Origin of the sequence: Flavobacterium sp. Leaf82 (assembly GCF_001422725.1) — a bacterium.
Classification (GTDB): domain Bacteria; phylum Bacteroidota; class Bacteroidia; order Flavobacteriales; family Flavobacteriaceae; genus Flavobacterium.
On sequence record NZ_LMMA01000001.1, the window covers coordinates 450,595 to 476,472 of the forward strand.

21 protein-coding genes and 1 tRNA gene are annotated in these 25,878 nt (G+C 33.8%); 10 read left to right on the forward strand and 12 right to left on the reverse strand.

The window, feature by feature from the left end; translation table 11 throughout:
• Positions 1 to 2: 2 nt before the first annotated feature.
• From ASF10_RS01930 to ASF10_RS01955, 6 genes are all read right to left on the reverse strand, one after another.
• Positions 3 to 305: a hypothetical protein gene (locus ASF10_RS01930; RefSeq protein ID WP_131726499.1), complete on the reverse strand. Its 303-nt coding sequence runs from the start codon at positions 303 to 305 to the stop codon at positions 3 to 5.
• Positions 306 to 391: 86 nt separating this feature from the next.
• Positions 392 to 2,506 (reverse strand): glycoside hydrolase family 97 protein, encoded by a 2,115-nt coding sequence (locus tag ASF10_RS01935; protein WP_056244684.1) that lies wholly within the window; start codon positions 2,504 to 2,506, stop codon positions 392 to 394.
• Positions 2,507 to 2,533: 27 nt separating this feature from the next.
• Complete coding sequence (locus ASF10_RS01940; protein ID WP_056244687.1) at positions 2,534 to 4,837, reverse strand: glycoside hydrolase family 65 protein; 2,304 nt, start codon at positions 4,835 to 4,837, stop codon at positions 2,534 to 2,536.
• Between the two features lie 315 nt (positions 4,838 to 5,152).
• Positions 5,153 to 5,806: a beta-phosphoglucomutase gene (pgmB, locus tag ASF10_RS01945; RefSeq protein WP_056244690.1), complete on the reverse strand. Its 654-nt coding sequence runs from the start codon at positions 5,804 to 5,806 to the stop codon at positions 5,153 to 5,155.
• Positions 5,807 to 5,827: 21 nt separating this feature from the next.
• A complete protein-coding gene (locus tag ASF10_RS01950; RefSeq protein ID WP_056244692.1) occupies positions 5,828 to 7,180 on the reverse strand; it encodes an MFS transporter in 1,353 nt (450 codons plus the stop codon).
• Between the two features lie 180 nt (positions 7,181 to 7,360).
• On the reverse strand, positions 7,361 to 8,392 hold the full coding sequence (locus ASF10_RS01955; protein ID WP_056244695.1) for a LacI family DNA-binding transcriptional regulator: 1,032 nt from the start codon (positions 8,390 to 8,392) through the stop codon (positions 7,361 to 7,363).
• Between the two features lie 235 nt (positions 8,393 to 8,627).
• Between ASF10_RS01955 and ASF10_RS01960 the strand changes: the two genes are divergently transcribed.
• From ASF10_RS01960 to ASF10_RS01970, 3 genes are read left to right on the forward strand one after another with little or no spacing between them, the layout of a single operon-like run.
• The gene (locus ASF10_RS01960) at positions 8,628 to 11,603 is read left to right on the forward strand and encodes a SusC/RagA family TonB-linked outer membrane protein (protein WP_056244698.1); all 2,976 of its coding nucleotides are present in this window, start codon (positions 8,628 to 8,630) and stop codon (positions 11,601 to 11,603) included.
• Positions 11,604 to 11,639: 36 nt separating this feature from the next.
• A complete protein-coding gene (locus ASF10_RS01965; RefSeq protein WP_056244700.1) occupies positions 11,640 to 13,268 on the forward strand; it encodes a RagB/SusD family nutrient uptake outer membrane protein in 1,629 nt (542 codons plus the stop codon).
• 17 nt (positions 13,269 to 13,285) lie between these two features.
• On the forward strand, positions 13,286 to 14,107 hold the full coding sequence (locus ASF10_RS01970) for a SusE domain-containing protein (RefSeq protein WP_056244703.1): 822 nt from the start codon (positions 13,286 to 13,288) through the stop codon (positions 14,105 to 14,107).
• A gap of 120 nt (positions 14,108 to 14,227) precedes the next feature.
• On the opposite strand, the gene ASF10_RS01975 is transcribed toward ASF10_RS01970, so the two are convergent.
• The 5 genes from ASF10_RS01975 to ASF10_RS01995 all read right to left on the reverse strand — a co-directional run bounded on the left by ASF10_RS01975 (position 14,228) and on the right by ASF10_RS01995 (position 17,816).
• On the reverse strand, positions 14,228 to 14,455 hold the full coding sequence (locus tag ASF10_RS01975; RefSeq protein ID WP_056244706.1) for a DUF6814 family protein: 228 nt from the start codon (positions 14,453 to 14,455) through the stop codon (positions 14,228 to 14,230).
• A gap of 10 nt (positions 14,456 to 14,465) precedes the next feature.
• The gene (locus ASF10_RS01980) at positions 14,466 to 15,962 is read right to left on the reverse strand and encodes an MFS transporter (protein WP_056244710.1); all 1,497 of its coding nucleotides are present in this window, start codon (positions 15,960 to 15,962) and stop codon (positions 14,466 to 14,468) included.
• Between the two features lie 515 nt (positions 15,963 to 16,477).
• On the reverse strand, positions 16,478 to 16,888 hold the full coding sequence (locus ASF10_RS01985) for a helix-turn-helix domain-containing protein (protein WP_056244713.1): 411 nt from the start codon (positions 16,886 to 16,888) through the stop codon (positions 16,478 to 16,480).
• 238 nt (positions 16,889 to 17,126) lie between these two features.
• A complete protein-coding gene (locus ASF10_RS01990) occupies positions 17,127 to 17,543 on the reverse strand; it encodes a helix-turn-helix domain-containing protein (RefSeq protein ID WP_056244716.1) in 417 nt (138 codons plus the stop codon).
• A gap of 200 nt (positions 17,544 to 17,743) precedes the next feature.
• A tRNA-Phe gene (locus tag ASF10_RS01995) sits at positions 17,744 to 17,816 on the reverse strand.
• Positions 17,817 to 17,915: 99 nt separating this feature from the next.
• On the opposite strand from ASF10_RS01995, the gene ASF10_RS02000 reads away from it, so the two are divergent.
• The 7 genes from ASF10_RS02000 to ASF10_RS02030 all read left to right on the forward strand — a co-directional run bounded on the left by ASF10_RS02000 (position 17,916) and on the right by ASF10_RS02030 (position 24,858).
• Positions 17,916 to 18,647, forward strand: a complete 732-nt coding sequence (locus tag ASF10_RS02000; RefSeq protein ID WP_056245554.1) for a type III pantothenate kinase — start codon at positions 17,916 to 17,918, stop codon at positions 18,645 to 18,647.
• On the forward strand, positions 18,644 to 19,876 hold the full coding sequence (locus tag ASF10_RS02005) for a hypothetical protein (RefSeq protein WP_056244719.1): 1,233 nt from the start codon (positions 18,644 to 18,646) through the stop codon (positions 19,874 to 19,876). The genes ASF10_RS02000 and ASF10_RS02005 overlap by 4 nt, the downstream gene beginning before the upstream one ends.
• A 51-nt stretch (positions 19,877 to 19,927) precedes the next feature.
• Positions 19,928 to 20,485 (forward strand): LPS export ABC transporter periplasmic protein LptC, encoded by a 558-nt coding sequence (gene lptC / locus ASF10_RS02010; protein WP_056244722.1) that lies wholly within the window; start codon positions 19,928 to 19,930, stop codon positions 20,483 to 20,485.
• Positions 20,486 to 20,487: 2 nt separating this feature from the next.
• Positions 20,488 to 20,682, forward strand: coding sequence for a hypothetical protein (locus ASF10_RS02015; RefSeq protein ID WP_056244724.1), 195 nt, complete (start codon positions 20,488 to 20,490; stop codon positions 20,680 to 20,682).
• 3 nt (positions 20,683 to 20,685) lie between these two features.
• Positions 20,686 to 21,948, forward strand: a complete 1,263-nt coding sequence (locus ASF10_RS02020) for a hemolysin family protein (RefSeq protein ID WP_056244727.1) — start codon at positions 20,686 to 20,688, stop codon at positions 21,946 to 21,948.
• A 108-nt stretch (positions 21,949 to 22,056) separates the two neighbouring features.
• Positions 22,057 to 24,156, forward strand: a complete 2,100-nt coding sequence (locus ASF10_RS02025) for a peptidylprolyl isomerase (RefSeq protein ID WP_056244731.1) — start codon at positions 22,057 to 22,059, stop codon at positions 24,154 to 24,156.
• Between the two features lie 282 nt (positions 24,157 to 24,438).
• Positions 24,439 to 24,858, forward strand: a complete 420-nt coding sequence (locus ASF10_RS02030; protein ID WP_056244733.1) for a hypothetical protein — start codon at positions 24,439 to 24,441, stop codon at positions 24,856 to 24,858.
• Between the two features lie 66 nt (positions 24,859 to 24,924).
• On the opposite strand, the gene ASF10_RS02035 is transcribed toward ASF10_RS02030, so the two are convergent.
• On the reverse strand, positions 24,925 to 25,845 hold the full coding sequence (locus tag ASF10_RS02035; RefSeq protein WP_056245556.1) for a GYDIA family GHMP kinase: 921 nt from the start codon (positions 25,843 to 25,845) through the stop codon (positions 24,925 to 24,927).
• Positions 25,846 to 25,878: the final 33 nt, after the last annotated feature.

Consider the following 25,878-nt stretch of genomic DNA (forward strand, 5'->3'; position numbering starts at 1 on the left):
GATTAATAAATATAATTTAAAATCGCGAGTGAGATTGTTAGTATTGAAAAAAAACAAGCTAATCCAAGAGCAGAATTTCGTAAGATTATAGCGTTCTTTTTATTAAACTTGTTAGCTTCATTTAAAACAAAAAGTAATGAAATGATTGTGAATGCCAGACTCATTTTGAAAAATGAATCAATCTCTTCAATAAAACCATATCCGTCTTCTCGAATACGTTTTGGCAAAGTATAATATGCCATTTCTGATAATAAAATCAGTATAATTATAAAGGCAATAATTCTTATCGATAAGTATTTAATCATTAGACTTGAATAAGTATTATTAAAGGGCATTCAGATAAAGTAAAAGCCAGAGTGATAATAGTGTTATTGCTCTGGCTTTTAAAGTGTTATTTAGTTTCGATAATGCTTATTGCATAACCTCCGCCTGGAACAGATAATTGTGATAATTTTGATTTGTTTGTTACAGCAATTTTCTTGATTGTATAAGCTTGCGGATTTGTTTTGTAATGCGCATCTTTTGCATCAGCATAAATTGTAGCGGTGTATTTTTTACCTTTTTCAAGGAAACTGAAATCAATGTTTGAGGTACGAGCTGTTTCTCCGTTTACGTTTCCAACAAACCAGTTGTTTGTTCCTTTTGCTTTACGGGCAACTGTGATGAAATCTCCTGGTTCAGCCTCAATATATTTACTTTCTGACCAATCTACAGCTACATCTTTAATAAATTGAAATGCATCTGGAAAACGGTTGTAGTTCTCCGGAGTATCAGCTGCCATTTGCAATGGGCTGTACATGGTAACGTATAATGCCAATTGGTTTGCAATTGTACTGTTTACATGCGATTTGTTATCAGGATTCATTTTGCTGATATCCATTTCGAAGATTCCAGGCGTGTAATCCATAGGTCCACCAATTAAACGTGTAAATGGTAAAACGGTAACGTGATTTGGTTTAGAACCTCCAAAAGCCTGGTATTCTGTTCCTCTTGCAGCTTCGTTTCCTATTAAGTTAGGATATGTTCTTGCGATTCCGGTTGGGCGAACTGCTTCGTGCGCGTTTACCATAATTTTATAATCAGCTGCTTTTTCAATCGCATATTGATAATGGTTTACAATCCATTGATCGTAATGATTTTCTCCGCGAGGTAAAATATCTCCAACATATCCGCTTTTTACAGCATCATATCCGTTGTCTTTCATGAATTGATACGCTTTATCCATATGGCGCTCATAGTTACGAACAGAACCTGAAGTTTCGTGGTGCATGATAATTTTTACACCTTTTGATTTTGCGTATTCGTGCAAACCTTTTACATCAAAATCAGGATAAGGTGTTACGAAATCAAAAACATAATCTTTTGAATGTCCAAACCAATCTTCCCAACCTTCGTTCCAGCCTTCAACTAAAACAGCATCGAAACCATTTGCAGCAGCAAAATCAATGTATTTTTTTACGTTAGCATTGTTTGCTCCGTGAGTTCCGCTTGGTTTTGCTTTCGAGAAATCAGAAACTCCCAATTGTACTGTTGGAAAATCGTTTGTGTACGACCAAGAGCTTTTTCCTGTAATCATTTCCCACCAAACACCAATATATTTTACGGGTTTGATCCATGAAGTATTCTCGATTTTTGATGGATCATTTAAGTTATAAGTCATTTTTGACGCTAAGATTTCTCTCGCGTCGTCACTAACCATAATTGTTCTCCAAGGCGAATGACTTGGCGCTTGCATGTATCCTTTATCACCTTTTGCATCAGGAGTTAACCAAGAAGTGAAAGTCATGTTTTTGTCATCAAGATTCAAATGCATGCAGGAATAGTTGATCAAAGCTGCTTCGTGTAAGTTGATGTATAAACCATCATTTGTTTTTAACATCAAAGAAGTCTGAACTCCTGTTGGTGAAAAGTTTTTTTGCGAAACATTTGCAGTATATGCTTTTTCAGATAACCCTCTGATTTCTGATAATTTAGATTTTGTATAATCATATTCCTGAGTATCATAATCTCCGGGAATCCAGAAAGCGGTGTGATCTCCGGTCATGGCAAATTGAGATCTTTCTTCTTTAATTACGAAATAAGTAAGATTTTTTTGTGCCGGAAATTCATATCTAAATCCTAAACCGTCATCGAATAAACGGAAACGGATAATAATATGTCTGTCCGTTCCTTTTTGATTTAAAGTAACAGCCAATTCATTATAATGATTTCTAATATTGTCTACTTCTCCCCAAACTGGTTTCCAGGTTTCATCAAAAGTGGAAGTTTTAGAATCAACAACAGTAAAATCATTCAATAAAGATTTTTTGTCATCTTTAAGTTCAAGACCTAATTTACTTGTTTTTACAACTTCTTTATTTTTGTACTTTAGATTATAAGTTGGAGTTCCGTCGTTTTGAAGCGAAAATTCCATTACGAACTTGCCTTCGGGTGACTTTAATTGTTGCGCTTCTGCAATAGTGCTAAAAGCAAACAAGATTAAACTTGCGAAAAATAAGTTTTTCATGTTTTTTAGTTTTAAGGGTATTATAATTTAATTAATTTGCACAAATTTACTTACAGTTACAGGATTTCCGTTCACTACGATTGTTAAATCCTGATCGCCATCTACAGTAAAATTAGTTTCATTATGATTTACATCTACTGTTAGAATTTGATTTCTAAAGTTGATTTTAAAAGAATAGCCTTTCCATTCTTTTGGAATTTTAGGCGAAAAATGAAGCTGGTCATTTTTAACACGCATTCCGCCAAAACCTTCTACAATACTCATCCATGTTCCGGCCATTGAGGTAATATGACAACCTTCTTCGACTTCTTTATTATAATCATCAAGATCAAGACGTGAAGTTCTTAAGTAGAATGTATACGCCATATCCATTTTGTCTAAATGAGCAGCCTGAATAGAGTGTACACAAGGCGAAAGTGAACTTTCATGAACGGTAAAGGATTCGTAAAATTCGAAATTGCGTTTTAATTCTTCTTTAGAGAAATGATCTTCAAAGAAATAAAAACACTGTAAAACATCGGCTTGTTTGATATAAGGCGAACGTAAAACACGATCCCAAGACCATTTCTGGTTGATTGGTCTTTGCGAACGATCTAGGTCTTTTACCGGAACTAAATCTTTGTCTAAGAAACCGTCTTGTTGCAGATAAACGCCTAATTCTTTCGAAGTTGGGAAATACATATTATCAGCCACTTTTTTCCATTCCTGAATTTCAGCAGCGGCAAGATTTACTTTTTCTAAGATTCGTTTGTGATCTGCAGGATATTCTGAAGCTACTTTTTTAATTTGTTCTTCGGCATAATCAATACACCATTTTGCAATATAATTGGTGTAGAAATTATTGTTGATATTGTTTTCGTATTCGTTTGGACCTGTAACGCCCAGAATTACGTATTGATTTTTTTCTTTAGAGAAAGAAGCTCTTTGATGCCAGAAACGCGCAATCCCAATTAAAACTTCCAATCCTTTTTCAGGAATATAAGAGTAATCTCCGGTGAAACGGTAATAGTTATAAATTGCAAAAGCAATCGCACCATTTCTGTGAATTTCTTCGTGTGTGATTTCCCATTCGTTGTGGCATTCTTCACCATTCATGGTAACCATTGGGTACAATGCTGCTCCGTTTTTGAAACCTAAATTATCCTTCGCATTTTCGATCGCTTTGTCTAATTGGTTGAAACGGTACGTCAATAAATTACGCGCAACTTGTTGGTCTTTTGTCGCCATATAAAACGGAATACAATACGCCTCAGTATCCCAATAAGTCGATCCGCCGTATTTTTCTCCGGTGAAACCTTTTGGTCCAATATTTAAACGAGAATCTTTTCCTAAATAGGTTTGGTTTAATTGGAAGATATTGAAACGAATTCCTTGTTGCGCTTTTACATCGCCATCAATGGTAATATCTGACATTTCCCAGATTTTTGCCCATGCATCAATTTGATTTTGAAGCAAAGTATTGTATCCTAAATTAAGGGCAGTTTTAATTACTTTTTCGGCTGCAGCCAAAGTATTATCGTGGTTTAAAGAAACGGTATATCCACCAATTTTCTGAATAGATGAGGTTTGTCCTTTTGCGATAATAGTGCCGTAAGTAAACTGAACTTTATCTGATGTTGAATCGATTGTAGAAGGCGAAATATTTACATTTTCTCCGTTTGCAAAAATCGTATTGTGCATGAAAGTCGTAACTTTAAAATGCGTTTTAAACGTTTGAGCAGTTACAAAAGCTTCGTTTGTACCTTTTTTTACTTCAAGAGGTTCCCAGAATTTTTCTTCCCAGTTGGCATCTTCATTGGTTACACCTGCATCAACATACGGTTTGTAAACAATTTTTGCGTCTTTGTTTAAAGGCGTAATATCAAATTTGATGATTCCTGTTTCATCCAGATCCAAAGAAAGAAAACGACGAACATTTACGGCAATTTCAGTTCCGTTTTTCAACGTAGCTTCAAAAGAACGATTGTACCATCCTTCTTTCATATTCAGTTCTCTGCGGAAGTTTCTAACCTCTGTACAGGTATTTAAATCAAGGTTTTCTTCATTGATTTCAACGTCAATTCCAATCCAGTTAGGAGCATTTAATACTTTTGCAAAATATTTTGGATATCCGTTTTTCCACCAGCCCACTTTAGTTTTATCCGGATAATAAATTCCGGCAATGTAACTTCCCTGAAAAGTTTCGCCAGAGTATGTTTCTTCAAAATTGGCACGTTGTCCCATAGCACCGTTCCCGATACTAAAAAGACTTTCAGACGATTTTACTCTCTCTACATCAAATCCTTCTTCTATGATGGACCAATTGTCTGGTTTTATATAATCTTGATTCATTTCTTCTTTAATTAGATAATTGGGCAATTAGAAAAATGTGTCAATTAGAAAATGTGCCAATTTGATAATTACTTGTCTTCGGCTGCTTCTGATTTTATTCTATCTTAATTGCTCGTTGTTGTACTATTTTACTTTTTAATTGATGATTTTATTTTTAAAAATTGCTTTCTTTAATTAGATAATTCAAAATTGTGTGAATTATCTAATTATCAAATTGCCAGATTTTAAATTAGCCAATTAGATAATTAGTTAAACAGATAATTCAAGTTTGTAGAATTATCTCATTTTCTAATTGACACATTGCCACATTCTTCACTAACCGATTAGTTTCTCGATAAAACTTGAGTCGATTTCGGTAAAATCTTTAAAAATATAATCAGCTTCATGTAAAATTGTTTCCTCACCAATTCCTACACTTACCATTTCTGCTATGTTTGCCGCCTGAATTCCGGCAACAGAATCTTCGAATACTATTGCATTTTTTGGATCAATGTTTAATAATTGAGCCGCTTTCAGGAAAACTTCAGGATCTGGTTTTGCATTGGTAACGTCATTTCCGTCAACAATAACATCGAAATACGAAAGAATTCCTGTTTTTTCAAGAATTGGTCGGGCATTTTTACTCGCAGATCCCAACGCAATTCCCTGATTTTTTTCTTTTAATAGTTGTAGGGTTTTAAAAACTCCAGGAAGAATCTCGCTTTCGTCCATGTCAACTAAATAAGATAAATAATCTTCGTTTTTTTGAATCAGCCATTTGTCTTTCTCTTCCTGCGAAGCCTGAACATTTCCTAATTCAAGAATTATATCTAACGAACGCACGCGACTTACACCTTTAAGTAATTCGTTATGTTCGTGTGTAAAATTTATATTTAATGATTGAGCGATTTTTTGCCACGCTAAAAAGTGGTATTTAGCGGTATCGACAATTACGCCATCAAGGTCGAAGATGAATGCTTTTTTGTTCATTATTTGAGAAATTCTTCTTTATTATTTTTGAATAGTATCGTCTACATCTTTTACTTTGTAGACTAAAAGAGCAGCGATTAAAAAGCTGACTCCACTTGTAATTAAGGCGTAAATAGCATCGCCATTATAAAGGTATTTTACAATTGGACCTCCAATAAGTGCATTTACAATTTGCGGAATTACAACAAAAAAATTGAAAATACCCATGTAAACGCCCATTTTTTTAGGTGCAATTGATCCCGCAAGAATTGCATAAGGCATAGCCAGAATACTTGCCCAGGCAACTCCTATTAAAATCATTGGCAATACTACCCAGTCTTCATTTGGCATGAAATAAATAGAGATTAATCCAATTCCTCCAATGATTAATGAAAATGCGTGAGTTGATTTTCGTCCGATTTTTTTAGCGATATAAGGCAGGAAAAACAGTGCAATGATAGCAGAAACTAAGTTGTATACTCCAAACAGAATTCCCACCCAATCTCCGGCATCTTGATATTGCTGGCTTGAAGTGTCGCTTAAAGGCAATCCGTAAATGTGATGTGCAATAGCCGGAGTTGTAAAAACCCACATACCAAATAATCCAAACCAGGAGAAAAATTGTACCCAACTTAGCTGACGCATTGTTGTTGGCATTTTTGCAAAGTCTGTAAAAATGTCTGTCAGTTTCGATTTTTCTTCAGTAGGAACATCAACTTCACTTTGAGGATCTTCAAAATTAGCCAATTCTTCTGGTGAATATTCTTTTGTTGTAAACAGGGTTACCAGAATAGAACCTATTAAAACAGCAGCTCCAATGATAAAAGAAAGTGTTAAATTTAGCGGTACACTTCCCGGAACTGTACTGTTTGAGACATGAAAATACTTGGTTAAAACATAAGGCAAAGCGGAACCAATTACAGCACCAAAACCAATTAATGAAGTTTGAATGCTAAAACCGGCAGTACGCTGATCTGTTCTTAAATTATCACCAACCAAAGCACGAAAAGGCTCCATGGCAATATTAAAAGAGGCATCCATGATCATTAACATTCCGGCTCCAACCCACAAGGCAGGTAATACTGAAATGAAAATATTAGCTTGTGGCATTAAAATTAATCCTACAGATGCTAAAATAGCGCCCACTAGAAAAAACGGTTTTCGTCTGCCAAATCGTCCCCAGGTTTTATCGCTGTAATGACCAATAACCGGTTGCACTATTAATCCCATAAGAGGAGCAATAATCCAGAACCATGATAATTCATGTACGTCGGCACCAAAAATTTGAAGAATTCTGCTGGCATTTGCATTTTGAAGTGCGAACCCCATTTGTATTCCCAGGAACCCGAAACTCATGTTCCAAATTTCCCAGAAACTTAATTTACGCTTTTCCATTATCGTAATTAAAGAATTAATTAGACGATAAGCGCTTTGCTTATCAAAACTTACTGTTTTTTTCGAAGTAAAAGTAAAAGCTTTGACGGCGGTAAAAGTATAAATTATTTTTAGATATATGCTAACAAAAAAGCCACAAATATTATTTATGGCTTTAGAATGTGTTTGATTTTAAGAAAATTAGTCAGTAGATTCTCTTTTTATAAGATGCGTTTCTATAACTTCGGTAGTATAGTTTTCGTTTTCTTCTTCGTCGTCATTGTGTTCTTCTTCGAGTCTTTCTATCAGCATTTTAGCTGCTTTATTTCCCATTTTTTCCCCACTCTGGCTTACTGTTGTAATACTTGGCGTTGAATATTTAGAGATGATTCCGTCAGTAAAAGCAATTACGGCAAGATCTTCTGGAACTTTAAGCCCCATTTTATTGGCAGTTTTGATAATTGTTACGGCAAAAAGCTCATTTACAGCAAAAACAGCATCAAAAGCCCGGTCGTGTAAAAGTTGGCTAATAGTGATTTCGCAAGTATCTACATCTTCAATTTTGATAATTAAATCTTCATTAAATGGTAATCCGTTGTCTAATAGTGCTTTTTCGTAACCATCTGTTCTCAGTTTTCCAACACTTACATAATCAACAGTGGTAACTAGAGCAATTTTTTTTCGACCATTGTCAATCAAACTCTGAACCGCTTCATATGCAGCCGCTTTATCATCGATAATAACTTTGTCGCATAAAATATCATTGGTTACACGATCAAACATTACAACCGGCATTCCTTGATTTATGACTTCGGTAATGTGGTGGAAATCACCTTTGTATTGGGTTTCTTTAGAGAGTGACATGATAAAGCCATCGATACTTCCGTTGGCTAACATTTCCATGTTTAGGACTTCCTTATCAAATGAATCGTCAGATAAACATATGACAACGCTGTAGCCATGTTCGTTCGCAACCTGTTCGATTCCGTTGATTACTGTGGAGAAAAAATAATGTACAATTTCCGGAATAATAATACCGATACTTTTGGTTTTTCGATTTTTTAAACTAAGAGCAATATTGTTGGGTTTGTAGTTGTAAAACTTTGCGAAAGCTTGCACTTTAAGACGGGTTTCTTCTCCTATTTCGAGGCTGTTTCTAAGTGATTTTGAGACAGTTGAAATAGACACGTCAAGTTCCTTCGCAATCTGTTTTAAGGTTATTTTGCGTTTCATAGTTATTATTGAAAAAAATCTAATTATTAATAAAGGTATCTTTTATTTTTTGATTTGTCATTTTTTGACTGAAAAGATTACAAAATATAGAAAGTTTTCAACACTATCACGTTTTCGTAATCCAATATAAATTGTAACTGGTTGGTCGTGTTAATAAATTCCTAATTTTGAAATTCGAAGTAAAATTAAAAACTTAACTAACAATCAAAAACTCAAACTAATTTAAACAAAAAGTATGAAAACAATTTATAAAAAGTTGTTATTTTTATTCTTACTGTTACCGTTTACTGTACTAGCTCAAAGTACTTTAAAAGGAACAGTTGCCGACCAGGCAACGGGACAACCAATCCCGGGGGTAAATGTAAGTGTACAAGGTGCTCCAGGCGGAACATCAACAGATTTTGACGGTAAATTTCAGTTATCTAATTTAAAAAATGGAGACAAAATCCTTGTTTCTTTTATTGGATACAAAACGTCAACTGTAACTTTTAACGGTCAACAAACATTAAGCGTTTCTTTAGAAGAAGATACGAATCAACTTAAGGAAGTTGTGGTACAAGTAGGTTACGGTACTGTTAAGAAAAAAGATGCTACAGGATCTGTATCTCAAATTGCAGCAAAAGACTTTAATAAAGGAATCAATGTTACTCCTGAGAGTTTAATTAGCGGTCGTATTTCGGGTGTTAATGTTACTGGAGGAGGTGCTCCGGGTGCTAAAGCAGATATCAGGATTCGTGGAGGATCTTCTTTAAATGCTTCAAACGAACCATTAATTGTATTAGACGGACTTCCGTTAAGTAATGCTGTACCAAGTGGTGCTACAAGTATTTTATCTACAATTGATCCTAATGATATTGAATCTTTTACAGTTCTTAAAGATGCATCTGCTGCTGCGATCTACGGGTCACGTGCTGCAAATGGTGTAATCGTAATTACTACTAAAAAAGGATCAAAAGGTGGTGTAAAAGTAAACTTTAGTTCTCAGGTTGGTATTAATACAGTAGCAAATACAGTTGATGTAATGAATGCTGATCAATACAGAGAGTTAGTAAAAACTAAAGGTTCTGCAGCTCAACTGGCTTTATTGGGGAATGCAAATACAAACTGGCAAGATGAAATTTTTCATACAGCCTTGACAACAAACAATAATATATCTGTAAGCGGTTCTTTGTTTAACAAATTGCCTGTACGTTTATCTGTTGGAAATGTTGATAATCCAGGAATCCTTAGAAACACTTCTTTTGAAAGAACTACGACATCGATATCGTTAAATCCGGTTCTTTTTGATAATCACTTAAAAATTGATATTAGCGGAAATTTATCTTTTGGTAAAAACCAATTTCAGGATGAAGGTGCAGTTATTGGAAGCGCAATTGGGTTTGACCCAACACAACCTGTTTATCAGGCGGGTTCTCGTTATGGAGGATATTTTGAATGGTTAGAGCCAAGCGGAAACTTACCTTTATTACCGGCAAGAAATCCTGTGGCAAGATTAAACCAGGATAACAGAAGAGCTACTTCTACCAGAAAATGGGGGAATGTTAGAGTAGATTATAAACTTCATTTCTTTGAAGATTTAAGAGTTGTTGCTGAGGCAGGTATCGATAGATTTGACAGTAGCGGATATACTGAAGTAAGTACTCAAAGTGCTTTAGGATATCAGCCAAAAGCATTTAGCGATCCGGGTTATGTAAATTTAGGAAACTACTCTAATTATACTGATGCGCTTCAGAATAAAAACTTAAATGCTTATTTTAATTATACTAAAGATATTGGGAAAATTAAAATTGATGCAACTGCAGGTTATAACTACCAATTGTTTCAAAAAGAAAAATATTCATCTGGAGAAATCAGACAGCCAAATCCTAATGAGGATGTTGCTACAGATCCGGATGTTAATTTACAATCGTTCTTCGGACGTTTGAATTTAGGGTATGACAGTAGATATTTATTGACTTTAAATTACAGAAGAGACGGAACTTCTCGTTTTTCTGAAGATAACAGATGGGGAAATTTTGCAGGAGGTGCTTTTGCATGGAATTTGTCTGAAGAAGCTTTCTTAAAAGGTAATTCAACTGTTTCTACTTTAAAATTAAGAGTTGGTTACGGAACTACCGGACAACAAGATATCTCGGCTCAGTATGATTATTTACGCAGAGTAACTTTAGGAACAATTAATTCGCAATATATTTTTGGTAACACAATATATTCAACTGCAAGACCAGAAGGATATAACGAAAATATTAAATGGGAAGAATTGACTGAATCTAACGTTGGTATCGATTACGGATTCTTCAATGACAGAATTACTGGATCTATTAACTATTTTGATAAAAAATCATCAGATTTATTAGCTGATATTGCAGTTCCTGATGGTGCGAATCTTAGAAATCAAGGTTTCTTTAATATTGGTAGTGTAAGAACAAAAGGGGTTGAATTTAGTATTGCTTCTGATATTGTTAAAAACGATAATTTGACTTGGAACGTAGCTTTTAATACTACTTATATCGATCAGAATATTTCTGAATTAGGAATTACGGTTCCTGGTTTTCAAGGTTATTTAACCGGAGATAATATCGCTGGTGGAAACGGAAATAAAATCCTTATTAACTCAGTAGGATATTCGCCAAATTCATTTTTTGTATATGAGCAATTATACGATGCAAATAAAAGACCAATTGCAGGTGCTTATGTAGACAGAAACGGAGATGGAAAAATTGATACAGGTGACCGTTACAGAGCTGGAAAAGCGGCTCCGGATTATACTTTTGGTTTGTTTTCTACCTTAAACTACAAAAAGTTTGACTTTACAATGAACTGGAGAGCAAGTGTTGGTAACAAAATTTTTGATAACGTAAGTTCTAATTTAGGTTATTCTGATGCTGGATTAAGAAGACAAACTGATTTGTCTAACGTAAGTTCAGATTACTATAATACTGGTTTTACTTTTGAAGATAATGGTACATCACGTTACTTGTCTGATTATTTTGTAAAAGATGCTTCTTTTATCAAATTAGATAACATTACACTTGGATATACTTTAGATAAAACAATCATAAAAGCTGCTACTTTAAGATTTACAGCTGGTGTTCAGAATGTTTTCATTCTAACAAAATACAATGGTTTAGATCCTGAGAAATTCAACGGAATTGATAATAATGTATACCCAAGAGCAAGAACATTCTTGTTTGGAGTAAATGCGAATTTCTAATAGTAGACTGAAATCAAAAATTTAAAAACAAACAAAATGAAAATATCATTTAAATATATATCTTATTTTTTCCTATTCGTTTTAGGATTAAGTATGACGCTTACTTCGTGTACGGACGACTTAAACGTGACGCCAAAGGATGATGATGAATTTTTATCAGAAACCTTTTTTCAAGATCCTGCATCGTACAAAGAAGTTTTGGCTAAATTATACGCAGGTTTGTATGTGGGTGGTAATGATGGTGATGGTGATGCTGCTGTACCTGGAAAAAGTCCAGATATTGCAGGACTTGGTGGTGACTTTAGCAGTTACTTAAGATTACTTTTTGTAACACAGGAATTTACTACAGATGAAGCGATTATTGCATGGGCTGATGGTACTTTACCAACATTGAATGCTCAAACATGGTCTCCTGCAAATGAATTTCTTGAAGGAACTTTCTCAAGAGCATTTTACCACATTAGTGTTGCTAATGAGTTTTTAAGACAAACTACAGATGAGAAATTAACTGCAAGAGGTGTTGATGCAAACTTAAAAGCTGATATCGCTAATTTTAGAGCCGAAGCTCGTTTTTTAAGAGCTTTCTCTTATTATAACTTAATGGATTTATTTGGTAATGTGCCAATTACGACAGAAAAAGATCCTGTTGGATTCTTTTATCCGGAACAAAAAACAAGAGCAGAAGTTTTTGCTTTCGTTGAATCTGAATTGAAAGACCTAGACAATAGTTTAGTGGCTCCAAGAGCAAATGAATATGGAAGAGTTGATAAAACTGCTGCTAAATTTTTATTGGCGCAAGTTTATTTAAATGCTAAAGTATATATAGGTGTAGATAAAAACAATGAAGCCGCAACTTTATGTAATGAAATCATTACGGGTTCAGGATATACATTTGCAAATGTTCCATACAGATATTTATTCTCTGCGGATAATAATAGAAATGGTGCTCAGTCAGAAATTATTTTCCCAATTGTTGGTGATGGTAATGCTATTAGAGCAACTGGTGGAGGTATGAGTTTTATCATGCACGCTTCTATTGGAGGTAGCATGGATGCTGCATCAAGAGGTATGGATGGTGGATGGCAAGGGATTAGAACTCGTAGAGAGTTTGTAAATCTTTTTCCTGATGCAACTGCAACTGCAGATAATAGAGGTACGTTCTACACAAACGGACAATCTAAAGACATTAATAATGTTTCGACTTTTACTGATGGTTATGCTGTAACAAAATACATCAATAAAAATGCTGATGGTTCTGCAGCACAAAGAAATGATATCCCGGATATTGATTTCCCAATGTTTAGATTAACAGATGCTTATTTAATGTATGCCGAAGCAACTCTTAGAGGAGCTTCAAGCGGAAATATTGCAACAGCTTTAGGTTATGTAAATCAAATTAGAGCAAGAGCAAATGCACAGGCAATTACACTTCCTCAGTTAACTCTTGATTTTATCTTAGATGAAAGAGGAAGAGAATTATTCTGGGAATGTCACAGAAGAACTGATTTGATTCGTTTTGGAAAATTTAGCGGAGCGTCTAAAATCTGGCAATGGAAAGGTGGATCTGTAAATGGTAATGCTACAGAGTCATTCAGAGATTTAATGCCTATTCCTGCAAGAAATATTCAGGCAAATCCAACTTTGAAACAAAATCCTGGATACTAACTTTATAAAACATTAAAATGAAAAATATATATAAAATTTTAATCGCATTTATTGGTGTTTTGGCGGTTTCATGTAATGCTGATGATGTTGAGAACAGACCTGTTATTGATGCAGGAACTGCTCCGGTATTATTAACACCAACATCTGGCTTTAGTATTGTACTATCAAAAGAAACTGAGAAAAACGTTGCTACAACTGTTACCTGGAACAAAGCAACTTATACTGTACCTCAGGCAATAATAAATTACACAATTCAGATTGCTAAAGCAGGAACTAATTTTGCAAGCCCAATTACTGTAATGAGCACAACTGGTGTTTCGCAAGAATTAACAGTAGAAGAATTAAATTCGGCATTAGTAAACGGTGGTTTTGTTGAGAAAGAAGTAAACAATGTTGATATTCGTATTAAATCTGTCGTTGGAGCTTCAGGAATTCCTCAATACTCTAATAGCTTTACTATAAAAGCAACACCTTATCACGTACCATTGGCAAGTTCGCATTGGTTAGTTGGTGCAGCTACTCCTGGAGGTTGGTCTTGGGATGGTGATGCAGAAACTGAATTTCCTTTAGTTGCTGGTCAAAGTAATATCTATCAGGTTACTCTTGTTCTAAAAAGCGGAGAAGGATTTAGAGAATTTATCAAAAATGATTTCACAAGTGGTGGTAACTGGGGCGGCGACAACAGTCATAACTTTACTTACTATACAGGATTGGGTTATACTATTGATTCAGAATTAGTAAATGCAGGTGACGGAGATTCTAATTTTAAATATACAGGACCTACGGGATCAAGAGTATTTAAAATAGACAACGTTGCAAAAACGATAACATTAGATTAATTTCAATGTAAATAAATTAAGGGCTATCTTATTAGGTAGCCCTTTTGTCATAGACAACATAAAAAATTGGTTATGTTAGTAATGTAAAGGGGCTGTCTGTAAAAAGGCAGCCCTTTTATTTTACATTTTTTCTTTGTTGTATTCTCCAATAACGGCAAAATACCCAAAAGTTCCCAGTCCTAAAACGATAAGAGGAGTAAGGATAAAAAGAATGATGATCCCAAAGACTAAATCGTCTTGTTTGTCTGATAGAAGTTTGGGTAAACCAAATTCAAATACGCAAAAATAAGCCGCTGCAACCGCAAGAACAATCCATAAAACACCTAAAATTTGTTTGATCGCATTCATAATTATTATATTAAAGGTGGTTAGTTTTGTTTTTATTATCGATATAAATCATTCCAATTACAAAGCAAACAGAAGCTATTATAATAGGATACCAAAGTCCGTCAAGATAAAATTCAGGTTTGCCGGCTTCTTTTGAATGCGTTACAAAATAGGTTGATATCGCCGGAAGCAACCCTCCAAAAATACCATTCCCAACATGGTACGGCAGAGACATTGAAGTATATCTGATCTTAGCTGGAAACATTTCAACCAGAAAAGCTGCGATAGGACCGTAAACCATTGTAACAAATAAAACCTGAATGAAGACTAAAAATATTAATGTCCATTCATCGCCTGAATTTATAGTGATCGAAATACTACTTTGAGATTCTTTTTTATTAGCAAAATCAGTTCTCTTTTCGATATACGTAGTTCCGTCAGTATAGGTTTTTGAAATTGAGGTTATTATGTCGCCATTTTTTGTTTTTTCGACATTTTGACCCGTACTTTCTACCATCTCGGTTTTATAATTTACATCTGTAGTATTGTACATCATTTTATAAATTGGTCTGTAAAATAAAATAGCGAGCAGCATTCCGCCCATCATAATGTATTTTCGCCCAATTTTATCACTCAGCCATCCAAAAATGATAAAAAACGGAGTTCCTATCAAAAGAGCAATTCCTAATAATCCGTCTACTTGCGACGAATCAATATTCATTACTGTTTTCATAAAGCTCATGGCATAAAATTGTCCGGTGTACCAAACAACACCTTGTCCCATTGTAGCGCCAAATAATGCCAGTAAAACAAATTTTAGATTATACCTGTTTCCAAAGCTTTCCTTTAACGGATTTGTGCTCGTTGTGCCTTCTTTCTTAGCTTTTGCAAATACCGGAGATTCATCCATGTTTTTGCGAATTAAGTACGAAACACCAACCATTACAATAGAAACCCAAAACGGAACACGCCATCCCCAGGAATCAAAATCTGTAGGCGTAAGAATGTTTTTTGTAGCCAGTATTACCATTAATGAAATAAATAAACCAACTGTAGCTGTGGTCTGAATCCAGGAAGTCCAATATCCTTTTTGTCCCACAGGAGCGTGTTCAGCAACATAAGTGGCTGCTCCGCCATATTCTCCTCCCAAGGCAAGTCCTTGTAGTAAACGCAGAATTAAAACTAATAAAGGCGCCATAAAACCAATCGTTTCGTAACTGGGAATACAGCCTATTAAAAAAGTAGAACCTCCCATTAATAATAAAGTAGCCATAAAAGTGTATTTACGACCAATGATATCTCCAAGTCTGCCAAAGAATAATGCTCCAAAAGGACGAACTACAAAACCTGCTGCAAAAGTGGCCAAAGTCGATAAAAATGCCGCTGTAGGATTGTCACTCGGAAAGAATTTTGTTGAAATTACCACCGCTAAACTTCCAAAAATATAGAAATCATACCATTCAATCATTGTGCCCATTGAAGAGGCTGAAATTACTTTCCAAATACCTTTTGTAGAAGTTTTACTCATAAAGCGATCTGTGTTTTTAGTAATAAATAAAAATATAAAGTATCATTTTACGAATATATAAGATATTTTTTTATTTAGTTGATACTTTTTTAACAAAAAGAACATAATTATTGACTTCTGGGTTTTTAGTAATACTAATTGCATTAAAACTGGAGGAGAGATTAGAAAACGATTTTTAACTGCAATGAGTGCAAAATAAAAATGCGAAATTCGCAAAGCTATAATTAGTATATTTTGTCATTTCGAGGAACGAGAAATCACATCCAGAGAGCAACGAACCGTGAATATGTAATGTGATTTCTCGTTCCTCGAAATGACAAACTAGAAGTAAAACTTATCGGAATTAGATTGGAATTTTTGAAAAAGAAATTAAAAACAAAAAACCCGAATCCCGAAGCTTCGGGACTATTCGGGTTTTAATGGTGGTGTCTCCAGTCCCGAGAGTTCGGGAGAACAAGGGACAAATTATGATTTTCTCTTAGAAAGGATATCTTTTAAAACAGAGGAGTCATTGATTATTTTTCCTTTAATAGTTTTTCTAAATATTGATTCTTTTCTTTTTCAGCCTGAACTAAGCGTTCATAAAGTTTTTTATTTTCATCATAAGATTCAATAAGTTTATCTAAAGGATTGAACGTTGGTTGGTATTGAAAAAATGAAGCGTTGTCGTGATTGTTCACTGTGTTTCCTATAATATTAAATACAGCTTCGTCACTATAGTTTCTTATACCATCAGCAGTGACGCCTAAAACTTCTGCAATTGCCTGCAGTTTTTCATCATCAACAGTTTCGCTTCCCTCAATGTTAGAAATAGATTGTTGGCTTATGCCAATGGCAAATGCTAAAGCTTCTTGTTTCATACCTCTAAGCTCTCTAATTCGGCTTATGTTTCTTCCAATATGTTTTGGTTTTGTTGCTGTGTTCATAGCTCAAATATAATAATTTAAGTATCAAAGTACAAAAGTAGGCAACACATAGTTTTTAACTGTTGAATTTTGCGGTAAAAACTTTTAGAAAGTATTAAAAAAAAAACCCGAATCCCGAAGCTTCGGGACTATTCGGGTTTTAACGGTGGTGCCTCCAGTCCCGAGGCTTCGGGAGAACAAGGGACAAATTATGATTTTCTTTTATAAAGGATATCTTTTAAAACAGAGGAGTCATTGATTATTTCTCCTTTAATAGTTTTTCTAAATATTGGTTCTTTTCTTTTTCAGATTGAAGCAAACGCTCATAAAGGTTTTTATTTTCTTCTACAGTTTCCATTAATTTATCTAATGGATTGAAAGTACAATGATTAGGTTGATTAGTGATACCGCCGTTAATTTCGTTATCATGTATATTATTAAAATAATTAATCGCGGCTTCGTCTGAGAAGTTTTTAAGAGCTTCGACGTTTACTCCCAATACTTGTGCTATTTCAATAAGTCTTTCTTCTTCTATGGTTTCGCTATTTTCGATAGCAGATATTGTTTGCTGGCTTATTCCTAAAGCCTGTGCTAAAGCTTCCTGTTTCATATCACGAAGTTCACGAATACGGCTTATTTTTCGTCCTATATGATTTGGTTTTGTAAGTGTGCTCATAATTCAAAGATAATAATTAAGTATCAACCTACAAAGTCGAAAAATATAATTCTAAACTTTGTAGAAAATGTCATCTTGTTATAGTAAAATAAGCTTTAGGAACCTTTGCGTAAATCCTAGCGCATTTAGCGATAAAATTTTACAATCAGAAAAGCATAAAAAAACAAAAAACCCGAATATTGCTATTCGGGTTTTAACGGTGGTGCCTCCAGGGATCGAACCAGGGACACATGGATTTTCAGTCCATTGCTCTACCATCTGAGCTAAGGCACCGTGCTGATTGCGGGTGCAAAGATAGAATCATTTTTCGTTTATCCAAAACATTTTTTAAAAAAAATCAATTCGTATCTTCGCGTTTATAAAAATGTAAACATGATTTTAACTGTCGATGTGGGTAATACTCGGATAAAAGCTGCTGTCTTTGAGGGAAGTAATGTTCTGGAGAATTTTGTTTTTGAGAAAAGTGAACTTGAAAAAAAAATTAAAAATATTTTAGAAAAATTTCAAAATTGCTCAGATTTGGTTGTTGCCTCTGTTGGAAATGTAGAAAAACAATCTTTTTTGGCTTTCGAAAATGATTTACAGATTCATTTTTTGACTCATGAAGATATTTTCCCTTTTATAAATAAATATGCCACCCCAAAAACTTTAGGAATAGACAGAATGGTTTTGGCGGCTGGCGCAACTTTGCAATTTCCTAAACAAAACAGATTAGTAATTGATGCAGGAACTTGCGTTACCTACGATTTTATCGACGAAAATGATAATTATCTGGGGGGAGCGATTTCTCCCGGCTTGCGATTGCGTTATGAAGCCTTGCACAATTACACGGCCAAGCTGCCTTTGCTTAGTTTTGAATTGCCGGAACAATATATAGGTAACTCCACAGCGCAAGCGATTCATTCCGGAGTTGTAAATGGCTTCGTCTATGAGATTGACGGTTTTATCGATGAATATCGGGCAAACTTTTCAAATTTTATAATAATTTTAACGGGAGGAGATGCAGATTTTTTGGCTAAACGATTAAAAAATACCATATTTGCCAATTCAAATTTTCTATTAGAGAGTTTGAACCAAACATTTCAATATAAAAATCGACAATGATTAAAAAAATTATAGTAAGCGCTTGTTTGCTTATCTCGTTCGTTTCATTTGCTCAACAGGGTACTGCTTCTCCTTATTCTTTCTTTGGGATTGGTGATGTCAGATTTAAAGGGACTCTGGAAAACAGGTCTATGGCCGGGGTTTCGGTAGAGCAGGATAGTATCCATTTGAATATTGAAAATCCGTCCAGTTACGCCAGTTTGGGACAAACTACTTTTACTGTTGGAGGTACTTTTGCAAGTTCCGTATTAAAAACTACTGAGAAATCTGAAAAAGCACAAAGGTCAACTTTTGATTATTTAGCTGTTGGAATCCCAATGGGAAAATTTGGAGCAGCTTTTGGTTTGATTCCGGTAAGTTCAGTTGGATATAAAATTCAAAATGACAACACAGGAACAGACGGAGCAACAAGTACGCAACTTCAGGGAAAAGGTGGAGTAAACAGAGTATTTTTTGGTTTAGGATATAAAATTAAGAAAAACTGGACTATTGGTGCTGATGCACAATATAACTTTGGTAAAATTACAACAACAAGTGTTGAGCTTGTTACTGGAGTTCAAAATGCTACTGCAGAAACAAATGCATCTGAGTTGTCTGGTGTTGGTTTTAATATTGGAACCATGTACCAAACAAAAATTGATAAAAAATTGACTTTGTTTACCAGTTTGAATTATAGTTTTGCAAGTAATTTAACGGCAAATAATACAAGGGTTATTTCTGTAGATGGTGATGCAGATCCTTATGAAGGAGCTCCGCATGAAGATAAATTAAAGATACCAAACAAAGTAACATTTGGTGCCGGTATTGGGCAGCCTAGAAAATGGTTAGTAGGTACAACATTTGCGTTTCAGGGTAATGGGCAACTTGCCAATTATTACAATGCTGCGGATAATATAAGCTATGAAAAATATCAAAAATATGCAGTAGGTGGATATTATATTCCTAATTATGCATCGTTTACAAGTTATCTTAGCAGAATTACATACAGAGCCGGTCTTAAATATGAAAAACTTGGTTTGATTGTTAACAACGAATCAATCAATGATGTTGGTATGAGTTTAGGAGCTGGAATTCCGCTTGGTAATGGTTCTTTTTCTAATGTTAACGTTGGGTTAGAATTTGGAAAAAGAGGTACTACTTCTGCAGATTTAGTTCAGGAGAATTACTTCAACTTTAGTTTGAGTTTCTCTTTTAACGACAGATGGTTCGTGAAAAGCAAATTCAACTAATCATTAGTTGTATGTTTTTCTAAGCTCATTACAATTTACTACATTTGGCAAATGAATTTACCAAAGAGATATATTATAACCATTGTCACAGTTCTTGCTGTGACACTGTTTTTTGGGTGTGAAAGTAATTTTAAAGAAGTTCAGAAAATTAACTTCTCAGAATTCGTTCCCGGAAGTGATGCAGATACCGTAAATATAAAATACACAGATTCCGGTCTTATAACAGCGGTTTTAAAAAGCCGTAAAATGTTAGATTACTCAAATCTTGATTTTCCTTTTACTGAATTTCCAAAAGGAATTGATGTTACTTTATATGATAAAAAACAAAAGCGTACTTTTATCGTATCAAATTACGCTGTTTCTTATAAGCCAACCCAGATAATAGATTTGCAGGGAAAGGTTAAGATTACGTCAGAAACCGGACAAATGCTTGAAACGGAGCAATTGTATTTTGATCAGAAAAATGAATGGTTTTATACCGAAAGAAAATTTAAACTTACTGATGCAAAAGGAGTTTCTTACGGTCAGGGTATCGATTTTAGTAAAGACTTTAAAGTAATTAATTCACAACGCGTAAGCGGTGAAATAGAATCAGACGAAAAAATATAATTATGGGCGTTTTAAAATATACACAATATCTTTATTTATTAATTGCAGCTGCTTTCATTTATGATGGAATTACGAAGCTAAATTCACCTGATGAAAATCCGTGGTTAAGCTTTATAGTTGCTGGTGTGAGCGTTTTTATGTTTTTCTTCAGGAGAAAATACGCCAAGAAATTTGATGACCATTATAAAAAACAATAAAAAATGGAAATTAGTATTATAATACTATGTTTAATACTATCAGCCTTTTTTTCAGGAATGGAAATAGCCTTTATTTCCTCGAATAAAATTTATCTTGAGATAGAAAAAAAGCAAGATAATTTTTTATCCCAAATCCTAACTAAACTTACTGAAAACCCTTCAAAATTTATTGCTGCAATGCTTATTGGTAACAATGTAGCATTGGTAGTTTATGGTTTTTACATGGGAGATTTAGTCCTGAATTGCATGGGCAGTTTTGGATTTCATTTTTCTGATGCCACAAGTTTATTGGTTCAAACCATAATTTCGACTTTTATAGTCTTAATAACAGCAGAATTTTTTCCGAAAGTCTTTTTTCAGATTTATGCCAATTCGCTCATTAAGATTTTTGCGATTCCGGCATATTTGTTTTACAGATTATTTTATTACATCTCGACATTTTTTATCTGGATTTCGGATTTTGTATTGCGAAAATTTTTCAAGACAGAAGGCGATCAGGTACAGCTTTATTTTAGTAAAATAGAACTGGGAAATTATATTACAGAACAAATGAACTCTGTTGAAGATGATGAAGAACTGGATTCAGAAATTCAGATTTTTCAAAATGCCTTAGAGTTTTCAGGTGTAAAAGCGCGTGATATTATGACGCCGCGTACAGAGATTGTCGATATCGATTTGTTTGACAGCATTACGGATCTTAAAGAATTATTTATAGAAACCGGGTATTCTAAGATAGTGGTGAGTCAAAACTCCCTTGATGACATTGTGGGTTACGTGCATTCATTTGATTTGTTTAAAAAGCCTAAAACAATAAAATCAGTTTTAATGACTGTTGAGTTCGTTCCGGAAACGATTTTGATAAAAGATGCCCTGAATTTATTAATCAAAAAACGAAAGAATGTTGCTGTAGTTTTAGATGAATATGGAGGTACTTCCGGAATTATAACTATTGAGGATATAGTCGAAGAACTTTTTGGAGAGATTGAAGATGAGCACGATTCAGAAGAAGAAGAATTGATTGAAGAAGATTTGGGCGAAGGTAAGTATTTGTTCTCGACCAGATTAGATGTAGAATATTTAAACGAAACCTATAAACTGAATATTCCTGAAGAAGATTCTTACGGAACTCTTGGGGGATTTATTGTGAATTCTACAAAAGAAATACCTCAAAAGGGAGAGGAAATAGTGATTGACAGCTATTATTTTGTGATTGAAGAAGCCACAAATAAGAAAATAGAATTGGTTAAATTGACAATAAAAGAGTGATTTTTTTAATTAATGAAAAAAATTGTGTAAAATAAAACGCTAGTTGTATTGTTATTAACTAGATAATTGTATTTTCGCAAACTGAATATAAAATTAACGATAATAAAAATGGCAGTTTTAGCAAAAATTAGACAGCGTTCCGCTTTATTGATAGGAGTTATTGCACTTGCATTATTTGCATTTATAATACAAGATCTTTTCACCAGAGGAAGTTTCGGTCAAAGTTCAAAAGATGTGGGAAGCATCGATGGAAAAGATATTTCATTTGAAGACTTTAGAGTTAAAGTTAGTAATGTTGAAAAAAGTGGACAAGGAATTACTTCCACTGAAGCTGCAAACAGAGTTTGGGATCAAGAAGTTTCGATCGCATTATTATCAGCGCAATTTGATAAATTAGGATTAAGAGTTGGTGAAAAGCACTTACTTGAAGTTTTAAAATCAGATCCAAATATTGGTAAAAACCCAATGTTTTTAAACGCAGCTGGTGGTTTTGATGTTGTAAAGTTTAAAGAATACTTTAAAGCTAATCCTGAAGCAGCACAATATATTTCTGAAAAAGAAAAAGATGCTGAATTAAACGCAAAATTTCAAATCTACAATACATTAGTAAAAGCAGGTCTTTATACTACAGCTAGCGAAGGAAAATTAAAATATGAAATGGAAGCTAACAAAGTAAACTTTGCTTATGCTGCAGCTTTATATTCTTCTATAAAAGATAGCGAAGTAAAAATTTCTGATTCGGAAATTGTAGATTACATGAAGAAAAACGAGAAAAAATTCAAAGCGGATGCAACTCGTGAAATTCAATATGTTTTAGTAGAAGATAAAGCTTCAAAAGAAGACGAAGCTGAAATCAAAAACAAAATCACTTCTTTATTAAACGGAAGAGTAGAATATAATGCAAAAACAGGTAAAAATGATACTTTGCCAGGTTTTAGAAACGCAACTAACATTGCTGAATTTGTAAATTCAAATTCTGATGTTCCTTACGATTCTACTTATGTTCCTAAAAATGCTTTACCAGCTGTAGATGCTGATAAATTATTCAGCTTACCTGCCGGAGCAATTTACGGACCATATGTTTACGGAAGATATTATGCTATCTCTAAATCTTTAGGATTTAAAGCTGGTGTTAATGCAAAAGCAAGTCATATCTTAATTGGTTATGAAGGATCTCAAACTCCAAACCAAAAAGAAAAAAGAACTAAAGAAGAAGCTAAAGCTAAAGCAGAAGAAATTCTTGCTCAGGTTCAGGCAAATCCAGACAGTTTCATGATGTTGGCTTTTACAAGTTCTGATGATTCATCTGCACAACAAGGTGGTGATCTAGGATATTTTGGTCCAAACCAAATGGTAAAACCATTCAATGATTTTGTATTCAACAACGGAATTGGAAAAGTTGGTTTAGTTGAAACTCCTTTTGGATTTCACATTATCAAAATTACAGATAAACAAGACGGAATTCGTTTAGCTACTATTGCTCAAAAAATTGAGCCTTCTGAAGCTACTTCTGATAAAGTATTTACATTAGCAACTAAATTCGAAATGGATGCTGCTGATAAAGATTTTAATGCTACAGCAAAAGAGTTAGGTTTAAAAGTTGCTCCTCCTGTAACTGCAAAAGCAATGGATGAAGCGTTTGGTCCTTTAGGAAACCAACGTAACATTATTAGATGGGCTTATGATAAAGAAACTAATACAGGTGATGTAAAACGTTTTGAAATCGCTAATATTGGTCACGTAATTGCTCAATACAAAAGCGAAAACAAATCAGGTTTAGTATCTGTAACATTGGCAAGACCTTATGTTGAGTCAATCTTGAAAAACAAGAAAAAAGCAGAGATCTTAAAAGATAAATTAAAAGGTTCTACAATAGAAGCTGCTGCTAAAAGCGCTGGTGTTGCTGTTCAACAAGCTACTAATGTAACACTTGATAATCCGGTTTTACCTGGTGGAGTTGGGCAAGAGCCTAAAGTTGTTGGTAATGCATTTGCATTAGCTGCAAATAAAGTATCTGCTCCAATTGAAGGAAATACAGGAGTTTATGTTGTAAAAAACATTAGTACTGTAAAAGCTCCTGCAATTGCTAATCATGCTGAATATGTTGCTAAAGTAAAAGCTCAAAGCGCATCTGATGCAAGCAGAATTTTACCAGCTTTGAAAAACAATGCTAAAATTGAAGATAACAGATTACAATTTAACTACTAATTTTAAGTAATTAAATTTTTAAATACAGAACCCGAAACATTCATTTGAATGTTTCGGGTTTTTTGTTAAATATATTTTTCTAACTGTTTTGTAGTAAATGTTTTATCTATTTCTCTAACTACATGGGAATAATGTAAATATGATTTAAAATATTTGTGATATTCAAATTATTACAGTTAATTTGTCCGAATTTTTGTTTTAATAAGATATTCTATTTATGCAGATGTTGCATAAAGATTAAAATTAATAATTAGAGAAACGATTTTAATAATCAGATACTGAATGTTTTATAAGTTTAATTTGTTCAAAAGAAAACCTAGAGTATATTCCAAAATAGAGAATCATATTTATGGAATAATTACGGAGCTTCTAAAGGTTGGCAGTACTGACATCAATGTTGATGAATTGGGCGGAAAATACTATTTAAGTAACGAGGAGCAACATTTTAAGGTTACTATATTAAGTAACGATTATGTGATCAGACTTACCAATACACGAGATTCTGTTGCTGAAAAATACGATAAGGTTTTTGTAGAAGATGTTTTGCGAGCAGTAAAAGAAGAGAAACATCGCAGAATGGAAGTTGTGTATGATTCTATTACAAATAGTATAGAAAAAATGGCAGAACGTTTACACAACACGCTAATTGAGTCTAATGAGTTAGAAACTCAGAAAGTTCGTCGTCTGGAAAAAACATCATAAGCATAAAAAAAAGTAAACTATTTGGTTTACTTTTTTTGTTTTAGGGCTTATCGTAAAAAGGAATACTTATTTCTGTAAAATCATTTCGTCATAAGAAAGAATTGTTTCATATCCTTTTGAGTTAAAATAGGCTTGCGGATTCTCTTTTGAAATTGCCATTACAAAATCGCCGCCCCACGCACCAAGACTTTTAACGACACCATTGAAATCAGGAAAAGCAATTTCTTTAATGGTTTTGATTTCTAGTATATTACTCAAATGAATTTCATGCTTTTCTACATTATGGGCAAATTCCTTAAGTGTTTTTGCTTGTAAGATAGCTTGAGTAATTTTATTGTTGTCAATAATATTATGAGCCAGATTCTGGTTTTTGTTATTATAATATGCACTAATCGCTGCTTTGCTGTTTTGTTTTTTATTAAGGTAAACAAAATAGATATTTTGTGTAAAGTCAGGATTAAAAGTAATTGTTTCTACAACCGGAGAATTGTCTTCCAGTCGATAAACAATTGGAGTATTATTTTGGGCACAGGCTATATCATAACCACTTCCTCCAAAACTATTTTTAAGCAACGTAAAAGCATCAATTTGTGCCCATTGTGCAATGTTATTTAATAAGGTAGACGATGTGCCTAAACCCCAGTTTTTAGGAAACGACAATTGTGTCGTGACTTTATATCCTTGTGAAGTATTAATAAAATCAGGATTTAAGATATAAGCTTCATGAAGAATATTGATTAAGGTTGTTTTTACAGTTTCAATCTTAGCAGCTTCATTATTAATGATTTCAGGAAAAGTGATCGTATCTTCATACCAAAGCTGTTCGTCAAAATTGTAACTTTTCCATTCAATTTCATTATTTGAAGCATCTTCTACAATTAAATTCTGTCCAAATTTTGTGGGTAATGCAAATGCTCTGGCGCCGTCTAGTACTAAATATTCGCCTGTAATCAAGAGTTTTCCGTTACTGTAAAAAGTTGTTTTCATTCTTTGTTTTTTAGCCCCGATAGTAGTGAAAAT